The organism is Myxococcus sp. XM-1-1-1, assembly GCF_020037095.1.
GTDB classification, from domain to species: Bacteria; Myxococcota; Myxococcia; order Myxococcales; family Myxococcaceae; genus Myxococcus; species Myxococcus fulvus.
Genome location: NZ_JAIQDH010000001.1, coordinates 464,238 through 482,192 on the forward strand (window position 1 = coordinate 464,238; position 17,955 = coordinate 482,192).

General features: G+C 69.5%; 14 protein-coding genes. 9 read left to right on the forward strand and 5 right to left on the reverse strand.

The features are described 5' to 3' along the window. A complete protein-coding gene (gene dgcN / locus K8640_RS01880; protein WP_223745507.1) occupies positions 1 to 1,017 on the reverse strand; it encodes an N-acetyltransferase DgcN in 1,017 nt (338 codons plus the stop codon). A gap of 207 nt (positions 1,018 to 1,224) precedes the next feature. Between dgcN and K8640_RS01885 the strand changes: the two genes are divergently transcribed. The 3 genes from K8640_RS01885 to K8640_RS01895 all read left to right on the forward strand — a co-directional run bounded on the left by K8640_RS01885 (position 1,225) and on the right by K8640_RS01895 (position 3,860). After that, on the forward strand, positions 1,225 to 2,319 hold the full coding sequence (locus K8640_RS01885) for a vWA domain-containing protein (protein ID WP_223745508.1): 1,095 nt from the start codon (positions 1,225 to 1,227) through the stop codon (positions 2,317 to 2,319). A 153-nt stretch (positions 2,320 to 2,472) separates the two neighbouring features. After that, positions 2,473 to 3,243 (forward strand): metallophosphoesterase, encoded by a 771-nt coding sequence (locus K8640_RS01890; RefSeq protein WP_223745509.1) that lies wholly within the window; start codon positions 2,473 to 2,475, stop codon positions 3,241 to 3,243. Further along, the gene (locus tag K8640_RS01895; RefSeq protein ID WP_223745510.1) at positions 3,243 to 3,860 is read left to right on the forward strand and encodes a hypothetical protein; all 618 of its coding nucleotides are present in this window, start codon (positions 3,243 to 3,245) and stop codon (positions 3,858 to 3,860) included. The genes K8640_RS01890 and K8640_RS01895 overlap by 1 nt, the downstream gene beginning before the upstream one ends. A 16-nt stretch (positions 3,861 to 3,876) precedes the next feature. Here K8640_RS01895 and K8640_RS01900 read toward each other — a convergent pair whose 3' ends face one another. Further along, entirely contained in the window at positions 3,877 to 5,811 is a 1,935-nt protein-coding gene (locus K8640_RS01900) for a sulfatase-like hydrolase/transferase (protein ID WP_223745511.1), read from the reverse strand. Between the two features lie 135 nt (positions 5,812 to 5,946). Between K8640_RS01900 and K8640_RS01905 the strand changes: the two genes are divergently transcribed. After that, positions 5,947 to 6,855: a LysR family transcriptional regulator gene (locus K8640_RS01905; RefSeq protein ID WP_223745512.1), complete on the forward strand. Its 909-nt coding sequence runs from the start codon at positions 5,947 to 5,949 to the stop codon at positions 6,853 to 6,855. 107 nt (positions 6,856 to 6,962) lie between these two features. Continuing rightward, complete coding sequence (locus tag K8640_RS01910; protein ID WP_223745513.1) at positions 6,963 to 8,537, forward strand: aromatic amino acid hydroxylase; 1,575 nt, start codon at positions 6,963 to 6,965, stop codon at positions 8,535 to 8,537. 608 nt (positions 8,538 to 9,145) lie between these two features. On the opposite strand, the gene mrpC is transcribed toward K8640_RS01910, so the two are convergent. From mrpC to K8640_RS01925, 3 genes are all read right to left on the reverse strand, one after another. Further along, positions 9,146 to 9,892 (reverse strand): Crp/Fnr family transcriptional regulator MrpC, encoded by a 747-nt coding sequence (gene mrpC, locus K8640_RS01915; RefSeq protein ID WP_015351149.1) that lies wholly within the window; start codon positions 9,890 to 9,892, stop codon positions 9,146 to 9,148. Positions 9,893 to 10,156: 264 nt separating this feature from the next. Further along, positions 10,157 to 11,608, reverse strand: coding sequence for a sigma-54 dependent transcriptional regulator (locus K8640_RS01920; RefSeq protein ID WP_223745514.1), 1,452 nt, complete (start codon positions 11,606 to 11,608; stop codon positions 10,157 to 10,159). Positions 11,609 to 11,618: 10 nt separating this feature from the next. Then, positions 11,619 to 12,593, reverse strand: a complete 975-nt coding sequence (locus K8640_RS01925) for a sensor histidine kinase KdpD (protein WP_223745515.1) — start codon at positions 12,591 to 12,593, stop codon at positions 11,619 to 11,621. A 45-nt stretch (positions 12,594 to 12,638) separates the two neighbouring features. On the opposite strand from K8640_RS01925, the gene K8640_RS01930 reads away from it, so the two are divergent. The 4 genes from K8640_RS01930 (at position 12,639) to K8640_RS01945 (ending at position 17,953) form a co-directional block, all read left to right on the forward strand. Beyond that, complete coding sequence (locus tag K8640_RS01930) at positions 12,639 to 15,509, forward strand: fused MFS/spermidine synthase (RefSeq protein ID WP_370640299.1); 2,871 nt, start codon at positions 12,639 to 12,641, stop codon at positions 15,507 to 15,509. Positions 15,510 to 15,671: 162 nt separating this feature from the next. After that, positions 15,672 to 15,929, forward strand: coding sequence for a hypothetical protein (locus K8640_RS01935; protein WP_046715176.1), 258 nt, complete (start codon positions 15,672 to 15,674; stop codon positions 15,927 to 15,929). Positions 15,930 to 16,085: 156 nt separating this feature from the next. Further along, positions 16,086 to 16,979 (forward strand): cupin domain-containing protein, encoded by an 894-nt coding sequence (locus K8640_RS01940; protein WP_223745517.1) that lies wholly within the window; start codon positions 16,086 to 16,088, stop codon positions 16,977 to 16,979. Positions 16,980 to 17,185: 206 nt separating this feature from the next. After that, positions 17,186 to 17,953 carry a MerR family transcriptional regulator gene (locus K8640_RS01945; RefSeq protein WP_223745518.1) on the forward strand — a complete coding sequence of 256 codons (768 nt, stop codon included), beginning with the start codon at positions 17,186 to 17,188 and terminating at the stop codon, positions 17,951 to 17,953. Positions 17,954 to 17,955: the final 2 nt, after the last annotated feature.

Below are 17,955 nucleotides of genomic sequence, written 5' to 3' on the forward strand. Positions count from 1 at the left end.
TCAGCTCCGGACGGGGAAGCGGCGAGAGAGCTCGTCGACGAGCGGCCCGACACCGGTGCGGATGGGGTCCACGCAGGGCAGCCCGTGCTCGCGCCCGGTGCGCTCCAGCAGCGCCAGGGCCTCGGCTTCGTCCAGGTGCTCGGTGTTGATGGCCAGCCCCGTGCACTGGATGGCGGGGTTGGTGAGCTGTCCCTCCAGCACGGTGCGCTCGATGACGGCTTGAATCGAGGGCAGCGCGTGCTGGACGCCACGCATCTTGGTGCGCGTGGGCTCGTGACAGACGATGAAGGCATCCGGCTGCGCGCCATGCAGCAGCCCCAGCGTCACGCCCGCGAACGAGGGATGGAACAGCGAACCCTGTCCCTCCACCAGGTCCCAGTGGTCCGCGTCGTTGGCGGGGGACAGCCACTCGGCCGCGCCCGCGACGAAGTCGGACACCACCGCGTCGATGGCCACGCCCCGACCCGAGATGAAGATGCCCGTCTGTCCCGTGGCCCGGAAGTCCGCCTTCAGGCCACGCGCCCGCATCTCCTTCTCCAGCGCGAGCACGGTGTATTTCTTTCCCACCGAGCAGTCCGTGCCCACCGTCAACAGGCGCAATCCCTGACGCTTGGTGCCCTTGCCCGTGGCGAAGTCCTGGTCGGGAATGCGCACGTCGTGCAGCGCGCGGCCGTTGCGTCGGGCCGCCTCGGCGATGGCGGGGAACGAGGACAGCCTCTTGTGCAGCCCCGTGGCGACGTCCATCCCCGCGTCCAGCGCATCCACCAGCTTGCTCACCCAGTGCTCCGGCAGCACTCCGCCCGCGTTGGCCACGCCGACGATGAGCGTCCGGGCGCCCTTGGCCTTCGCCTGCGCGATGTCCAGGTCCTCGAGGCCACAGTCCGCCTTGCAGCCCGGCAGCCGCAGCTGCCCCACGCACCAGTCCGGCCGCCAGTCGACGATGCCGTGCGCCGTCTTCGCCGCGAGCTGGTCGGGGACATCCCCCAGGAACAACAGGTAGGGCTTCTGGATCTCCACCAAGGTCCTCCCCGGGCCCCAGGCAGGGGCTGTGGCGCGCTTTTCAGCACGGCCCCTCGAAGCCCGCAAGGACAACGCGGACCCCGCCAGGATTGGCGTCGGAAAGGGCCCGGAACCACCCCTCACGTAGGCCCTTGCGGCGCCCCGAAAATGTCAGACCCACCCCGTATTCTTCCTCTCGTCACGGCACACGAGGGGAGCCAAGAAATGGGCAAGTCCGTCGTCGATAATCGCGTCGAGATTGTCTTCAGCTTCGATACCACCGGCAGCATGTATCCCTGTCTCGCGCAGGTCCGAAAGAAGCTGCACGGCACGGTGTCCCGGCTGATGAAGGAGATTCCGGGCATCCGCATCGGCGTCATCGCGCACGGCGACTACTGCGACGCGCGCTCGACGTACGTGACGAAGATCCTCGACCTCACGGACGACGTGAACGCGGTGGTGCGGTTCGTGGACAAGGTGGGGCAGACGGGCGGCGGCGACGCGCCGGAGTGTTACGAGCTGGTGCTGCACGAGGCGCAATCCCTCTCATGGTCCGCGGGCTACAAGCACGCCTTCGTGTTGATTGGCGATGACGTGCCGCACGCGCCCTCGGACAATCCGAAGCGGCTGGACTGGCGCAAGGAGGTGGACGCGCTGGGTAGGCTGGGCATCCCCGTGTACGGGGTCCAGGCCCTGGCGCGCCGCCACGCGACGCCGTTCTACCGGGAGCTGGCCCAGAAGTCGGGCGGCTTCCACCTGAGCCTGGACCAGTTCTCCCACGTCACCGACATGCTGCTGGCCGTCTGCTACAAGCAGGCGTCGGACGCCCAGCTCCAGGCCTACGAGGCGGAGGTCTCCCGCGAGGGCCGCATGAGCCGGAGCCTGAGCGGCCTGTTCAGCACCATGCTCGGGCGCGCGCCCACGTCCGTCTACGGCGAGGCGGACCTGCGCGCCGTGCCTCCCGGCCGCTTCCAGTCGCTGGAGGTGGACGCGGACATGCCCATCAAGACCTTCGTCCAGGAGAACGGCCTGGGCTTCAAGACGGGCAGGGGCTTCTACGAGTTCACCAAGACGGAGACCATCCAGGGCCACAAGGAGGTCATCCTCATGGACCGCAAGACGGGGGACTTCTTCAGCGGCGAGCGCGCGCGGGAGATGCTCGGCCTGCCCCCGGGAGAGACGGTGCGCATCCGGCCCGCGAGCCTGGAGAAGTACGTCGTCTTCGTGCAGAGCACCTCCGCCAACCGCAAGCTCGTGAAGGGCTCGCGCTTCCTCTACGAGGTGGAGGACTGGGACGGCGCCAAGGCGCTCGCGGCCTGAGTCCCGACGACAGGGGCAACGGCCCGGAGTGCGTGTTGCGATGACGGTGACTGTCGGTCAGGTGATGGTCGACATGAGCCATTGTGTCTTGGGAGCGGCCCGGGCGAATCCAAGGGTTGAAGAGGTGGCATCGGGTCGTTAGTTCCGAGGGTCGTGAGACCCTGGCTCCCATCGCTGCTGCTCCTCTCGGGCTGTGGCGCGTTCGAGATGCACCCGTACGAGGTTCGCGGGGGCGAGCGGGACTCGAATGCGCGGGCCGTGGAGCGGCTCCAGCAGCGGATGAGCTCGGGGCCCTTCCGCTTCGCGGTGATTGGGGACATCGGCATCTTCCAGGGCTCCTCGGAAGCGGCGGTGCGGGACCTGGCGCGGCGGGAGGTGGACTTCGCCGTGCAGATGGGGGACCTGACGGAGTTCGGCTCGGCGGACGAGTACAAGTGGGTGTCGAAGCTGCTCAGCGACGCGTCGGTCCCCACGATGGCGGTCATCGGCAACCACGACATGGTGGGTAAGGGGACGGAGCTGTTCCTGGCCCGCTTCGGTCCGACGTTCCTGTCCTTCGAACATGGCGGCAGCCGGTTCGTCCTCTTCGACTCGAACTCCCGCGAGTACGACTTCCCCGGCGACGTGCCTGACCTGGCCAGGCTCGGGCAGGCGCTCGCCGATGCTCCGCCGGACGGCCACCTCTTCACCTTCTCGCATGTGGCGCCCGGGCATCCGGACTTCGACCCGGTGCTGACCGGGCCCCTGGAGGAGCTCCAGTCGGAGCGGGGCGTGACGGTGTCCTTCCACGGCCACGCCCACCGCTTCCAGAGCGATGAGCGACAGGGCGTGCGCTACTTCGTCACCGACGCGCTCGACATCCGCAGCTACCTGCTGGTCTCCGTCGAGGGGCCGTCGGTGGATGTCGAACAGGTCTTCTTCTGATGTCGCGCTCCGGGCTCGCGGGAGGACTGCTGGCGTCGCTGCTCCTGGCGGCGTCCTCGGCGCGCGCGGAGGAGCAGGAGCTGCACGAGGACGTCTCCGAGTCGAAGGGGGCGCCGTGGTACGTGCCGGACCATGCGGCCGTGCAGTTCGCGGGCTCCATCGGGATGCTCGCGGCGGGGCCCGGGTGGGCGTTCCTGGACGAGCAGGTGGACCTGGAGGTGCTCGTGGGCTGGGCGCCGCAGGCGGTGGCGGGCTCGGACTTCGTGACGCTGACGCTCAAGGCGCAGTGGCATCCGTTCCGGGTGCGCCATGGGGAGTGGGACCTCCGTCCGCTCACCCTGGGCGCGGCGTTCAGCTACACGTTCGGCGATGACTTCTACCTGACGCTGCCGGACCGGTACGAGTCGGGCTACTACTGGTTCAAGACGGCGCTGCGTCCGGCGTTCCTGCTCGGAGGGGGCGTGGGGCGGCCGGCGAAGGTGCTCGGGTTCGAGCGGCTCGAGGGGTACTACGAGCTGGTCGCCACGGACTACCGCATCGTCCAGTTCCTCCGGAACCCGGACACCGTGAAGCTGGGCCTGTTCTCGCTCGCGCTCGGCGCCCGCGTCCGCTTCTGAGTCACGGACGCGTGCCTCAGCGTGGCGGCTGGGTCGCGGTTGCGGGAGCCCCCGTGGGGACGGGCCGGGGCGTGGGCTCGGAAGCTTCGCTCTGCGCGCCTCCGCCGCGCAGCCTGCGGAGGATTCGCGGCGCCTCGGCCGCGAAGCGCTCCTGCGCATCTGGCAGCGGGCGGTCCCACAAGTCACTCAGCTCGGTGCCGGGCAGGCCCGCGCCGAAGCGCACCTTCAGCTCACGTCCGATGAGCGCGTAGCGAGGCTCCCAGCCGATGGTGGTGAGCAGGTAGCGCCGAGGGTCCGGACGGCTCATCGGAATCCCATCGCCCAGTTGCTCCGGCGTGTGCGTGTCCCCCAGCAGGTCGAACAGCGTGGGCACCAGGTCGATGTGGCCGGTGACGGCTTCGACCTGGCCCGGCGGCAGGCGCTCATCGAAGACGAGCATGGGCACATGCAGTTGCAGCTCGGTGACGTCGCTGGCGTGGCCCACGCGGCCGTGCTCGCGGAACTCCTCGCCATGGTCTCCGGTGAAGACGACCAGGGGGCGCGTGCCGCGCACGGCCTCCCACTGGGACAACAGCTCCTCCACCTTCGTGTCCACCTCGTAGGCGGAGTTCCACGCGCGGGCCTTGAGGTGCTCGGCGGGCACGCGCGCGGTGGCGAGACCGCCCTTGCCGTCCCACGCGGGCGAGAACACCGCCGAGCGCGGCGGGTAGTCGTAGTCGAAGTGCGTGCCCGCGAAGAACACGAAGGTGAACAGCGGCGTGTCCACGGGCGTGGAGCGCGCCAGGTCCAGCGCGTCCTTCACCATGGCCGCGTCGCGCAGGTGGCTCTTGCCCTCGTAGTCCGTGCGCAGGCCGCCCTGCACGTCGCGGAACACCGTGTCCTTCAGCCCCATCCAGTCCACCGAGGACGCGGCGAAGAAGGCCTGGCGATAGCCGTTCTCCCGCAGCGCGGGGAAGAGCAGGGGCGCGCGGCCCGCGCCCACCACCGCGTCACGGCGCTGGGCCTCCAGGCCGAAGAAGAGGCTGAAGACCGAGTAGTCCGTGGAGCTCGCCGCGCTGTGGTGGTGCAGGAAGCGCGTGCCGTGCTCCGCGCGCTTCCACAGGTGGGGCATGACGTCCGGACGGAAGAAGTCGTCGCGCAGGCTCTCGACGAGGATGAGCAGGATGTCGGGCTTGCGCGTGAAGCGCACGGCGGCGGGGTCGATGGTCGACGCGGGCACGCCGGCCTCGGGGCTCACGCCCAGGCGCAGGCCCGACGCGGGAGGCCGGCTCGTCAGCCGCATCAGCAGCGTGTTCATCCGCACGGGCGGCTGGAGGGGCAGGGTGGTGGCCGCGTGCAGCACCGCGCCACCATGGGCGAACACGAGCCACGCGCTCGTCAGGCGCTCCACCGCGGTGGTCAGCACGAGGACGGCGACCAGCCTCGCCACGTGCCGGGGCCGATGGACGCGGCGCAGGAACTGGACGCCCACCCAGACATCGAGCGACAGCACGGCCAGGGTGCCGACCGCGAGGAGCGCGAGTTCGTGCGGCGCGAGCCCCGTCTCCGCGAGCGCGCGAGGCTGCATGGCCACCGCGAGCACCAGGCCGTTGATGTGGAAGCCCAGCGAGGACAGCACGAGCGCGTCCACGCCCAGCATCGCCACGCCGAGCGCCACGGCGATGGGCAGGGCCACCGCGTAGCGCCGCCCGAGCAACATCAGCGGCAGCGTGGCGACGAAGGTGAGCAGCCCCAGGAACAGGGCCTGGATGACGCCGCCCGCCAGCAGCACGGGGCGCAGCGAGGCGGCCAGCCGCTCCACGGAGGCGAGCAGGGGGGCACCGAAGAACGCCAGCGCGAGCAACCCGTGCAGCGTGCACCACAGCAGCGCGGGGCCCATCAGGGGCGTGGCGCCGGCCAGACGCTGGCGGAGCCCCTGGGCGGGGAGGGTGTCGGAAGGCGTCCGGGACATCGCGCCTTCTGCTAGCCCGCCCCCGGCGCATGTTCAAGCAGCGACGCGCGCCCGACTGCTTCCTCGCAGTGGAAGCGCGCCCGGCGTCTCCAGAGTCCTCGTGCCGCGTGTGGGAGGGGTGCCAGGATGGGGAGCATGCCGCCACGCAAGCTGGTGCGACATCTCGTCTGGCTGGAGTCCTTCACCGCCGCCGTGGAGGCGGGCAGCATCGAGTCCGCCGCCGAGCACCTGGGCGTGGCGCGCTCCGTGGTGAGCGAGCACATCCGCGCGCTGGAGATGGCGCTGGCGGACGGCGCCACGCTGCTCGAGCGCGGCCCCGGGCGTCGACTCCAGCTCACCGCCCGGGGGGAGCGGCTCTTTGCCGGCACCCAGACGCCCCTGCACCAGCTCGACATGAAGCGCCTGAAGGACCTCGCCAGCGCCGAGCCCGTGGTGCGCCTGGGGCTCAATCCCACGCTGTCCCTCTCGCTGCTCGGCAAGGTCGCCCAGAACGCGGCGGCCACGGGGCTCAAGCTGGTGCTCAGCTTCGGCGGGCCGCACGAGCTGACGCGCCAGGTGCAGACGCGCCAGCTGGACCTGGCCCTGGACTTCACGCCCCTGCCGCCACACGAGGGCGTGGAGTCGGAGTCGCTGCTGCGCATGCCCTTCGTCGTGCTCGCGGGCCCCGGGAGTTCGCTCGCGACAGCATCCACGGCCCGGCGCACGCTGCATGTGAGGGACCTGGCGGGCCAGCCCTTCGTCGACTGGCTGCGCGATGACCCCTACGGTGGCGCGAACAGCGCGCGCTTCGCGGAGCACGGTGTCGCGGTGCAGGAGGTCGCCCGCGTCGAGAGCTTCCTGCTCCTCTACGAGCTGCTGCGCGCGTTTCGCGCCTGCGCGATCACCCCCGACCTGCGCCCCATGCACCCGTTCCCAGAGGACATCCACGCCTGGCCCCTGAAGGAGGAGGAGCCCCAGGCCGTGGAGGTCGTGGCCCTCTGGCCCTCCGGCTCCCTCAGTCCCGGGGCCGCCAGCGTCCTCGACGGACTGCGTCAGCGCGTGTGAGTTCTCGTCGATAAAACGACGAAGGCGTCGGATTCTGTCGGTTTTCCGGAGCCGACTGCCGTCAGTATCCTCTCCTGATTGGAAGTTTTCACCAGGAGTACTCGGATATGACGCCAACGGAACTGACGATATCCCGCCTGCCCGCGCATCTGCGGCGCTACGTGGTGAGCCAGGACTACGACGCGTACACGCCGAGGGACCACGCGGTGTGGCGGCACATCCTGGGCAAGCTGCGCGGACATCTCTCCGAGCGGGCGCATCCGGTGTACCTGGAGGGCCTGTCGGCGACGGGCATCAACCTGGAGGCGATTCCCAGCCTCGACGAGATGAACGAGCGGCTGTCGCGGCTGGGTTGGGCGTGCGTGGGCGTGCGCGGGTTCATCCCGCCGGCGGTGTTCACGGAGCTCCAGTCGATGGGTGTGCTGGCCATCGCGTCGGACATCCGCACGCACGAGCACATCGGCTACACGCCCGCGCCGGACATCGTGCACGAGAGCGCGGGGCATGCGCCCATCATCGCGAACCGGCGCTACTCGGAGTACCTCAAGGCCTGCGGCCTGGTGGGGTTCAAGTCCATCGCGAGCCTGGAGGACCAGGCGGTGTTCGAGGCCATCCGCAACCTGTCGGTGGTGAAGGAGGACCCGGACGCGAGCGAGGACGAGGTGGCGCACGCGGAGGCGCGGCTGGCGGCGGCGAGCGCGAGCCGGCGCTACGTGAGCGAGAGCACGCGCGCGAGCCGCCTGTACTGGTGGACGGCGGAGTACGGCCTGGTGGGCGACCTGGAGCGGCCGCGCATCTACGGCGCGGGCCTCCTGTCGAGCATCGGCGAGGCGGAGCATTGCCTGACGCCGGCGGTGCGCAAGCTGCCGCTCACGGTGGCGTGCGCGGACACGGAATACGACATCACGCGGATGCAGCCGCAGCTCTTCGTGGCGCGCGACTTCGAGCACCTGTTCGAGGTGCTCGCGGAGTTCGAGTCGACGCTGGCGTTCAAGCGCGGTGGGGACTTCGGGCTGGAGGTGGCGCGCGAGGCTCGCACGGTGAATCACCTGGTGCTGGCGGACGAGCGCGAGGTGACGGGGCGGGTGATGGAGTCGGTGCTCGCGCCGAGGCCGGTGGCGCCCGGGCTCACGTCCGCGCTGGTGCGGATGGAGGGGCCCATCATCGTCTCGCGCGGTGGCAAGGCGGCGGACGGGACGCGGCCGTGGAATGGCTCGGCGTTGGTGGCCTTCGGCGCGGGCGGGTTGCCGGAGCGCGGGCCGTTCAAGTTGTCGCTGTCGAGCGGGTTGGAGCTGGAGGGCTTCGCCGCCGGTGGGGGCGAGGTGCTGGCGCTGCGCGCGCGGCTCGCGGGTCGGGTGTTGGAGGTGCCCGCGGTGACGAAGCTCTTCGTGAGCACGCACCTGCCCTCGGTGGCGGGTGGGCCCGCGGACCCGGCGACGTGGGACCGGTGGTTCGGCGAGCTGGAGGCGTTCGCGGAGGGCGACGGCGAGTCGAAGGCGCGCGAGCGCAAGTCGCTGGCGCTGCATCCGTCACTCGCGGCGCTCTACCGCGAGGTGCGCGGCTTGCGTGAGTCGGGGCGCGCGAAGCCGGAGCGTCTGGCGCAGATCGCCGCCGCCGCGACGGACTTCCAGGATGACTGGCTCCTGCGCGCCGAGGTCGAGGAGCTGAAGGCCCGCGTCTGAGTCGTGACGGGGCCGCGGGTGCAGAGGCGGTCCCGACGGACCCCCAGCACGCGCGTGGGGTTCGCGTGACGCGGCCTCTCGTGGCAGGCGCGAGTCCCACGCCGCAGGTCCCCTGTCGGCGGACGGTTCCGTGGGTCCGCGCGGACAGACGGCTCGACTCGCGCGAGCGGCAAGTTTCTGGCCGCGCTCATCCCGTCGAGCGTTCGCTATCTCGCGCGGCGCGGGACGGATTGAACGAGTTGAACGGAGAGGTTCACTCGTCGGCGTTCGGTGGGCACCGGGCGTTTCGTCGAGTTCGTTCCCTCAGCCCCGCACTGGAGCGGGCTTCGTGGGTTCCACGACAGTGGAAATCACGCCCACATCGCGGCTTGTCCGATGGCCACGGACGTCCACTTTCGAGCAGCCCGGCCTCCGGATTGAACGAGTCGATCATCCGCGCATCCGGGAGCGCATGAAGTCGCCCGCACCGGAGTTGGAGCCATGCCGGGCGATCCTTCACGCCTCGCGCATCACCCCAGAAAACGACGCGGGCCCGGCCACACGCGAAGCGCATGGTCAGGCCCGTCGTTGAACGCTGCTTCGTCACACCCGCGAGCGCGGGCCGTGGCTCACTTCTCCTTCGAGGCGATCTTGCGCAGGGCCTTCTGGTCGCGCACGCAGAGGATGCGGCCGACGTTGCCCAGTACGCCCTCGCGCTTCATCTCGTTGATGAGCGTGGACACGAACGAGCGCGAGGCGCCCACCAGGTCCGCCAGGTCCTGCTGCGTGATTCCGCGCAGGTCCGTCTCACCGCCGTGGGGGCAGCGCTCACCGTGCGCCTCCACCAGCGTCAGCAGGGTGTCCGCCAGACGCGCCGGGACCTCCTTGAAGGTCAGGCCCAGCACGCGCTTGCGCAGGGCACGCACGCGCTCGGCGTAGGCGCGCACCACGTCCACCGCCAGGGCCGGACGCGCCTCGAGCTGCGCGCGGAAGTCACGACCCTCGATGCTCCACACCTCGGCCTCACCCGCCGCGATGGCCATCTCCTCGATGGGCGTCCCCTCGGGGCGGAACAGCTCGCCGAACAGGTCGCCCGGGCGCAGGATGGACACCACCGAGCGGGTGCCGTTCTTCCCGATGCGCATCAGGCGCACGCGGCCGGACTTGAGCAGATAGACGCGGTCCGTGTTGTCGCCGGGGCGGTAGATGGTCGAGTTGTGCGGGAAGGACTCGACCTTGAAGTACCCCTTGAAGTCGATGGCCTCCTGCCCCGGAACGAGCTTGTTCGCGGTGACCATCATCCCGGAGCTGGTCGCCTGGAGCGGCGCCACGACGTTGGAACCGATAGGGCCGAGGGGGCGATTGAAACCGTGCATGGCATTCACTCCGTGGAAGGCAGTCGGGGGTAGAAGCGGCCGCCTGCTTCGGCGGCAACGGGGCTTTCCAGTTCCAAGGAACGTGCCAGCGGGGAATGAAGTGCTCCAGGGGGAACACATCCAAGAATGCCGGGTACTTAGCGCTAGAGGTCCGTAGCACCCACCCTTCTGTGTCCAAAACCTGAAACAGAACGTTCAAACAGTCTGATCAAGTTGAACGAAACGTTAAATCCACCAGGGCCTTTGTCGCGGCCCGGACAATGTTCACGGGTCGTCTTTCACGGGGAACCCCGGCCCTGAAGGGTTCTGTCCCTGTGAAAGATTGTACTTCTGCAGTTTGCGCTCGAGGGTCGGGCGACTGATTCCAAGAATCTGGCAGGTGCGACCCTTGTGCCCCTTGGTGACGGCCATCGCACGGGCGATCAGCATCCGCTCCGCTTCGTCGAGCGTCGGAATCTGGCTGGCGTCGTCCACCGCGGGCGCGGTGAACATGAGGCTGTTGCTCGGGGGCCGTCCGTTGTCCGGTGAGGGCTGGGTGTCGAGTGACGGGAGATCATCCCCGCGGAGCACATCCCCTGGCGCGAGGACGACAGCGCGCGTGAGCACGTTCTCCAGCTCGCGCACGTTGCCCCGCCACGGCAGCCGGGTGAGGCGCTCCATCACCTCGGTGGGCACGCGCGTGACGCGCTTGTGGACCTTCTCGTTGATGCGCTCGAGCAGGTGCTTGACGAGCAGCGGGATGTCCTCGCGCCGCTCGCGCAGCGGGGGAATCAGGAGGGTGATGACCTTGAGGCGCTGGTAGAGGTCCTCGCGGAAGCGCGTGGCCTCCACCTCCTCGGCGAGTGTGCGGTGCGTCGCGGCGATGACGCGGGCGCGCAGCTTGATGCGCTTGACGCCGCCCACGCGCTCGAACTCTCGCTCCTGCAGCACGCGCAACAGCTTCGCCTGGAGCATCAGCGACATGTCGCCAATCTCGTCGAGGAAGACGGTGCCGTCCTCGGCCAGCTCGAACTTGCCGGGCTTGCCCGCGGTGGCGCCGGTGAAGGCGCCCTTCTCGTGGCCGAACAGCTCGCTCTCCAGGAGCGTGTCGACAATGGCCGAGCAGTTGATGCCGATGAAGGGCCGGGGCTCGTCGTACGAGTAGTTGTGGATGACGCGGGCGATGAGCTCCTTGCCGGTGCCGCTCTCGCCCGTAATCAGCACGGTGGCGTGGCTGCCCGTCACCTTGCCAATCTCCTTCACCAGCTGCTGCATCAGGGGACTGGTGCCCACGATGTCGCCCAGGCGCACCGCGGCGTTCTCGCGGTTGACCTCGTCCGCGCGGCGCGACAGCTGGCGGTACTCCAGCGCGCGCTCGACGACGAGGTCCAGCGCGGCCGGGTCCGGGAAGGGCTTGTGGATGTAGTCGAAGGCTCCGGCCTTCATGGCCCGGATGGTCGTCTCCATGTCGTGGTACGCGGTGACGAGGATGATGCGGGCATCGCCGCACAGCCCCTTCATCTCCTCGATGATCTCCAGGCCCGTGCGGTCCGGGAGCATCATGTCGAGGATGACCACGCTGGGCATGGTCTCCTGGGCGGCGCGCAGGCCCGCCGCGGCGCTGGTGGCGGTGGCCACCTGGTAGCGCGGCTGGTTGTCGTGCTCGATCTCCTCGAAGTGCATCTTCAAGGTCTCGAGGAGCGACACGTCGTCGTCGACGATGAGGAGGGTCTCCATGGCGTCCCTCTCAGGTGGCGAACGTCAGCGTGAACACCATGCCGGGCTCCGCGCTGCCCTCGGCGGCCACGTCCCCCCCTTGCCCCATCATCACCCGGCGCAGGGCCGCCAGCGACAGGCCCGCCCCCCGGGCCAGCCGCGAGCCGAAGGGCTCGAACAGGGTGCCGCTCTCCTCGGGAGGCAGGGCGGCGGCGGGGTCCTTGAGCACCATGAGCACGCGGCCCGGTCCGCCCCGCTTCAGGGCGACCTCCACCGGGCTGTCCTCGGGGCGGCCCATGGCCACGTTGAGCAGCACCTGCGCCAGCACGGGCCGCAGCCGGTTGGGGTCCACGCGCACGCGCGGCAGCTCCGCCTCCTCGTCCACGCGCACCTCGATGCGCCGCTCGGCCAATTCCAGCGCGACCATGCCCTGGGCCTCCTGGAGCACCGAGCGCAGCGCGTGCGCGTCCAGGTTGGGCGTGGTGTCGCGGCCGTACTCGGACAGGAGCCACAGCATGCGCTCCATGGTGCGGATCTCTCGGTTGGCGATGGTCAGCCGCCGCTTGTCCCGGTCCGACAGCGCGGTGTTCCGCGCGAGCGTCTGCACGGCCATCTTCACCGAGGACAGGGGGTTGCGGATCTCATGGCTGAGCGACGAGGACAGCCGGGAGATCTGCACCGGCGGCGCGCCCTCCAGCAGCACGTTGAGGTCCTGGACGCACGCGCAGGCCTCGCCGTCCTCCTGACCGAGCGTGAGCCTCAAGGGCGTGGCGTCCTCTCCGCCCAGGTGCGCGGAGACGAACTCCACGGCGCGGCGGTCCTCGCGCGCGACGCGGTCCAACTCGCGGGCGCGCTCCTGGGAGATGCCCAGGGCCACGTGGAGCGGGCGGTCCACGAGTGACTCGGCGGGGTGGTGGAGTATGGCGGCGCAGTCTCCCTGCGCGCGGGTCACCCGCAGGCCTGGAGACCAGGCGAGCAATGCGGCTTGCAGGAGGTGGGCGTTCATTGGTGGGTCCCGAACATAACGAGTAAGGTTCCGCGCTGTCCCCTTATGTCCCTCATCGCGCGTTTCCCGAAGAACCTTGTGTCGGCCCTCCTCTTCCTGTCGGGAGGCACCGCGCTGGTCTACGAGCTGGTCTGGTCCAAGTATCTCGGGAACGTCCTGGGCAACAGTGGTCAGGCGCATGCAGTGGTGCTCGCCACCTTCATGGGCGGCCTGGCGCTGGGTGCATCTGTCTTCGGGCGGACAGCGGACCGGGTGAAGAGCCCGCTGGCCCTCTACGGCGTGCTGGAGCTGGGCGTGGCGCTGTACGCGCTGGCCTTCCCCTACGTCCTCGACGCCCTGGGGGCCCTGTGGCTGGCGGTGGCGCCCAGCGTGCCGGACGGGTGGCGGGTGGGGCCCCGGCTGCTGGTGGCCGCGCTGTCCCTGGTGGTGCCCACGCTGCTGATGGGCGGCACGCTGCCGGCGCTGGTTCGTCATTTCGCGGACAGTCTGTCGGGGGTGCAGCGGGAGCTGGCGCGGCTGTACGCGGTCAACAGCCTGGGCGCGGCGCTGGGCGTGTTCATCGCGGGCACGCGGCTGGTGCCGGTGCTGGGGCTGTCGGCCTCCGCGAAGCTGGCGGCGGGGCTGAACATCCTGTTGGCGGTGGCGGCGTTGCTGCTCGCGCGCAGGCACCCTCCGGCGCTCGCGCCCGGACAGGCGGCGCCGGTGGCGGAAGGGGCCCAGGACGTGGCCTATCCCCGCGTGGCGGTGCGCGCGGCGCTGGTGGGCGTGCTGCTGTCGGGCTTCACGTCCATGCTCTACCAGGTGACGTGGATCCGCCTCTTGTCCATCGTCCTGGGCGCGTCCACGTACGCGTTCACGCTCATCCTGACGGCGTTCATCCTGGGCATCGGCCTGGGCAGCTTCTGGCTGATGACGCGGGCACAGAAGGTGGACTCGCTGCGCGTGTACGGCTTCACGCAGGTCGCGCTGGTGGCGAGCCTCTGCGTCGCGCTGCCCCTGTACGTGCGGCTGCCGCACCTGTTCCGCTCGGCGCAGTGGATGATGACGCGCTCGGTGGACACCTGGCCCTTGTTCCAGTTGCTCACGTTCGGCTTCTGCTGCCTCGTGCTCCTGGTGCCCACGTTCTTCATGGGCGCGGCCTTCCCGGCGGCGGCGCGTGTGGCGACGGCGAAGGTGTCCGAGGTGGGGCGCGAGCTGGGGAGCGTGTACCTGTGGAACACGGTGGGCACCATCACCGGCTCGGCGCTGGGCGGGCTGGTGCTGATGCCGTGGTGGGGCATGGAGGGCAACTTCGTGGCGGGCGTGGTGGCGAACCTCGCCGCCGCGGCGCTGGCCTTCCACGCGCTGTCGGGCCGTCCGCAGAGCCCCGTGCGCGCGCTGTGGCCGGTGGGCGCGGCGGCGCTGTTGGCCGTGGTGGTGCTGGGCAGCATGAGCGGCTGGTCCGTGCGGCTGTCGGGCATCGCCTCCATCCGCTCGCACCAGAAGCCGCCGGACAGCTACGCGAAGCTGGTGGCGGACACGGAGAAGAACTTCCAGCCCGTGTTCTACCGGGACGACACCTTCGCGACGGTGCTGGTGGCCGACTACCCGAAGGACCACCTGCGCTTCATGAAGCTCAACGGCAAGATTGACGCCTCCAACGGCAGCGACGTGGAGACGCAGGTGATGGCCGGCCACCTGGGCGCGCTGCTCCACGCGCGCGAGCCGAAGAACGTGCTCCTGGTGGGCGCGGGCGCGGCGATTACGGCGGGCAGCGTGCTGGCGCATCCGGTGGAGCGGCTGGACATGGTGGAGATCGCCCCGGCGGTCATCGACGCCGCGCGCCTGTTCAAGGATGACAACCGCAACGCGGTGGATGACCCGCGCACGCGCGTGCACATCGACGACGCCAAGACGTTCATGGCGCTGGCGGACCGCAAGTACGACCTGGTCGTGAGCGTGCCCTCCAACCCGTGGGTGGCGGGCGTGTCCGGCCTCTTCACGCGGGACTTCTTCCAGACGGTGGACCGGCACCTCACCGACGACGGCGTGCTGGTTCAGTGGATCCACACCTACGAGAGCAACGACGAGCTCATCCGGCTGGTGGTCCGCACCATGCGCGACACCTTCCCGCACGCCACCACGTGGCTGGGGCCGCAGGACCTGGTCATGGTGGCGAGCCGCAAGCCGCTGGCCCTCGATGTCGAGCGGCTGGCCCGGCGCATGGCGCTGCCCGAGGTGCGCAAGGACCTGGAGCGGGTGGGGCTCACGGACGTGTTCTCGCTGCTGTCCAAGCAGGTGCACAGCGAGGAGGGGCAGCTCGCCTTCGCGGGCCCGGGGCCCATCAACACGGACGACCACAACCTGCTCGAGTACGCCTCGCCCATCGCCTTCTTCGTGGCGAACCTGGATGTGCGCGTGAAGGACGAGCGGCGCTCCCCGGACGGAAGCTCACGGCTGTTCATCGAGGACTACCTGCGCCAGCACCCGCCCACCCCCGAGCAGGCGGAGCGGCTCTACCGGAACATGGAGCGCTACCACGCCGCGAATGACCCCCTGGTCCGGGGCGTGGCCTCGCTGTGGCGACAGGTGGCGCCCGACAGCCGCGGGGCCGCCGTGGCCCTGGCCCGCGCCGCCCTGGCCCAGAAGGACTTGTCGCTGGCCGCCTCCCTCCTGGAGCCCGAGGTGCGAAAAGGTGGGCGTGAGCCGGAGCTGATCGCCGCGTACCTGAAGCTCGTGGCCGAGCAGGCCTGGGCCACGCGCACGGTCTGGACGCCGGTGGATGCCCGGGAGGCGCTCGCCCTGGGACGGCAGGCCGCCGCCGAGCACCCCCAGGACGAGGAGCTGTCACGGGCGGTACGGAACCTGTGCGATGCTCTCCCTGCCTCCGCGTGCACCCGGGATTCTCCGCCCGTTGCGGCCCCGGTCGGCCCCTGAGCGGGCCTCCAATTCTCAAGAAGTGAGCTATTCGCCCGGAATCACAGGAGATTACCCCCATCCTCCCGATGACGGATGGAGGTGCAGGTGGGATCTCCTTTAGGGTGCGTTTCAACCCCGAGTAACAGGGTGTCTTTCCCGTCTGAACCCCAGGAGACTTCCATGAAGGCGATCTCGAAGAAGAACCAGCTCCGCAAGGCTCGTGGTCAGGGCATGACCGAGTACATCATCATCGTGGCCCTCATCGCGATCGCCGCCATCGGCGTTGTGACGCTGTTCGGTGACAACATCCGCAAGCTGTTCGGCGCCTCCGCGGCCGCCCTCGCCGGCAACTCCGACGTGGACAACGACGGTCAGTCGTCCAACGTCGCGCTGAACAAGAAGACGATGAAGGACTTCGGCAAGAACAACGCCTACTGAGTCCCTCGGGTCTCGTGAGGAGTCGCCTCGCGGCGCTTCCTCCGAATCATGTGGCGGGTGTCCTCCTCACGGAGGGCCCCGCCATGTTTCTTTGTGCGCTTCAGGCTCGGCTGCGGTGCGAGGGGCCTGACGACGCTGACGTCCAGGATGCCCTCCTTGAGCGAGCCCATCTCGGTTGAGTCCGCCACGCTGCGACGTCGGGTGGTGTTGTACCGGACGCTGTCGCTGGTGCTGACGGTGTTCCTGGTGGCGGTGCTGTTCGCGGTGAAGCGCGCGATGACGGTGCCCGAGGACCCGGAGGTCGAGGTCTTCGACGTGCCCGCCGTCTTCGAGTCGCTGGCGAAGAAGAACCCCGACGCGGCGGACATCTCGGACACGTTCTTCTTCGCCGACGGCGCGACGGTGCACCTGCACGTCATGGGGCGAGGGCAGGCGTGCCCGCTGCACATCCACCGTCGGACTCATGAGGCCACGGTCATCGTCGCGGGCCAGGCGGAGGTGCAGCAGATCTGGGGGCAGGATGGGGCGCTGACGGAGCGACGCGGGACGCATCCGCCCGGGGACTTGATTGCCTCCGAGCCTTTCACCGGACACGCGTGGTTCAACCGCGCGGAGGACCAGATGCTGGGCAACCTGGTGTTCGCCGCGCCGCGCTTCGATGGGAATCTCTACATCGACGCGGAGGACGCGCGGATGCAGCGGGGGCCGGAGCCCTTCACGTTCACGCCGTTGCAGGCGCTCGCGAAGCTGGCCGAGGGGGGCGGGGAGTCGGTGGTGGTGAAACTGCCCGCGTTGGAGGGGCGGATGTCCAGCGTGGTGCTCGCGCGGGGGGCGCATTCGCTGGAGGCGACACGCGCGGAGCCGGTCATCGTCTACGTGGCGGAGGGCTCGGGAGTCCTTGCAGCGGAAGAGGAGAAGCCGGTGAAGGTGGGCCAGTTGTGGGTGCTGCGTCGGGGCGCAATGGTGCGCGCGACGGAGGGCTCGCCGTTGATGCTCTATGTCTTCCGTCCACCCATGGACGCTCCGGCGAGCGTGGCGCGCGGCGATTGAAGCAGAGGGCTTGCGAGCCTCTCGGCGGAGGGCTCACCGCTGTATCCCAACCTCTTTCTCCTGCACACGACCCCTTCCGCGAATGGCGCGGGGCCCTGCTGGCAGCCTCGATGGCCTGCGGGGAAGCAGCCGTGTGCTCCGTGCACACCTGGGGTTGACCCTCACGCGACGTGAGGCCTTAGACATCTCATCCGAGGTGGAGAGAGATGGCCCTTACAGTCAGCCAGGTGGCCCGTCTGGCGAAGGTCAGCGTCCGGGCGTTGCATCACTATGACGACCTGGGCCTGTTGAGTCCCTCGGGGCGCAGCGAGGCGGGTTACCGGCTGTACACGCAGGCGGACCTGCGGCGGCTGCAGCAGGTGCTCTTCTTCCGGGAGCTCGGCTTCCCGCTGGAGGAGATCCGCCGGATCCTGGGCGACCCTCACTTCGACCTCCGCGCGGCCTTGCTCATGCAGCGGCAGTTGCTGTCCGAGCGGGCCTCGCGACTGGACGCTCTCCGGCGCACGGTGGACCAGGCGCTGGAGGCACTCGAGCAGGGGAAGCACATGGACAACGAGATGATGTTCGAGGCGTTTGGGGACTTCGATCCGTCGAAGTACGAGGCGGAGGTGAAGGAGCGCTGGGGCGACACCGAGGCGTACCGGGAGTCGTCTCGACGGACCTCTCGCTACAAGAAGGAAGACTGGAGCGCCATCAAGGCGGAGCAGGACGGCCTCCTCGGGTCGTTCGCGAGGCAGCTCGAAGCGGGGCGCGCGGCGACGGACCCCGAGGTGCTGGCGCTCGCGGAGGCGTATCGCCAGTTCATCTCGAAGTGGTTCTACCCATGCTCCCACGTGATGCAGCGAGGGCTCGGGGAGATGTACGTGGGGGACTCGCGCTTCACGGAGAACCTGGACGGCGTGAAGCCGGGGCTCGCGCGGTACCTGCGAGATGCCTTCGTGGCGAACGCGGAGCGGCACGGGGTGACGTCGTGAGT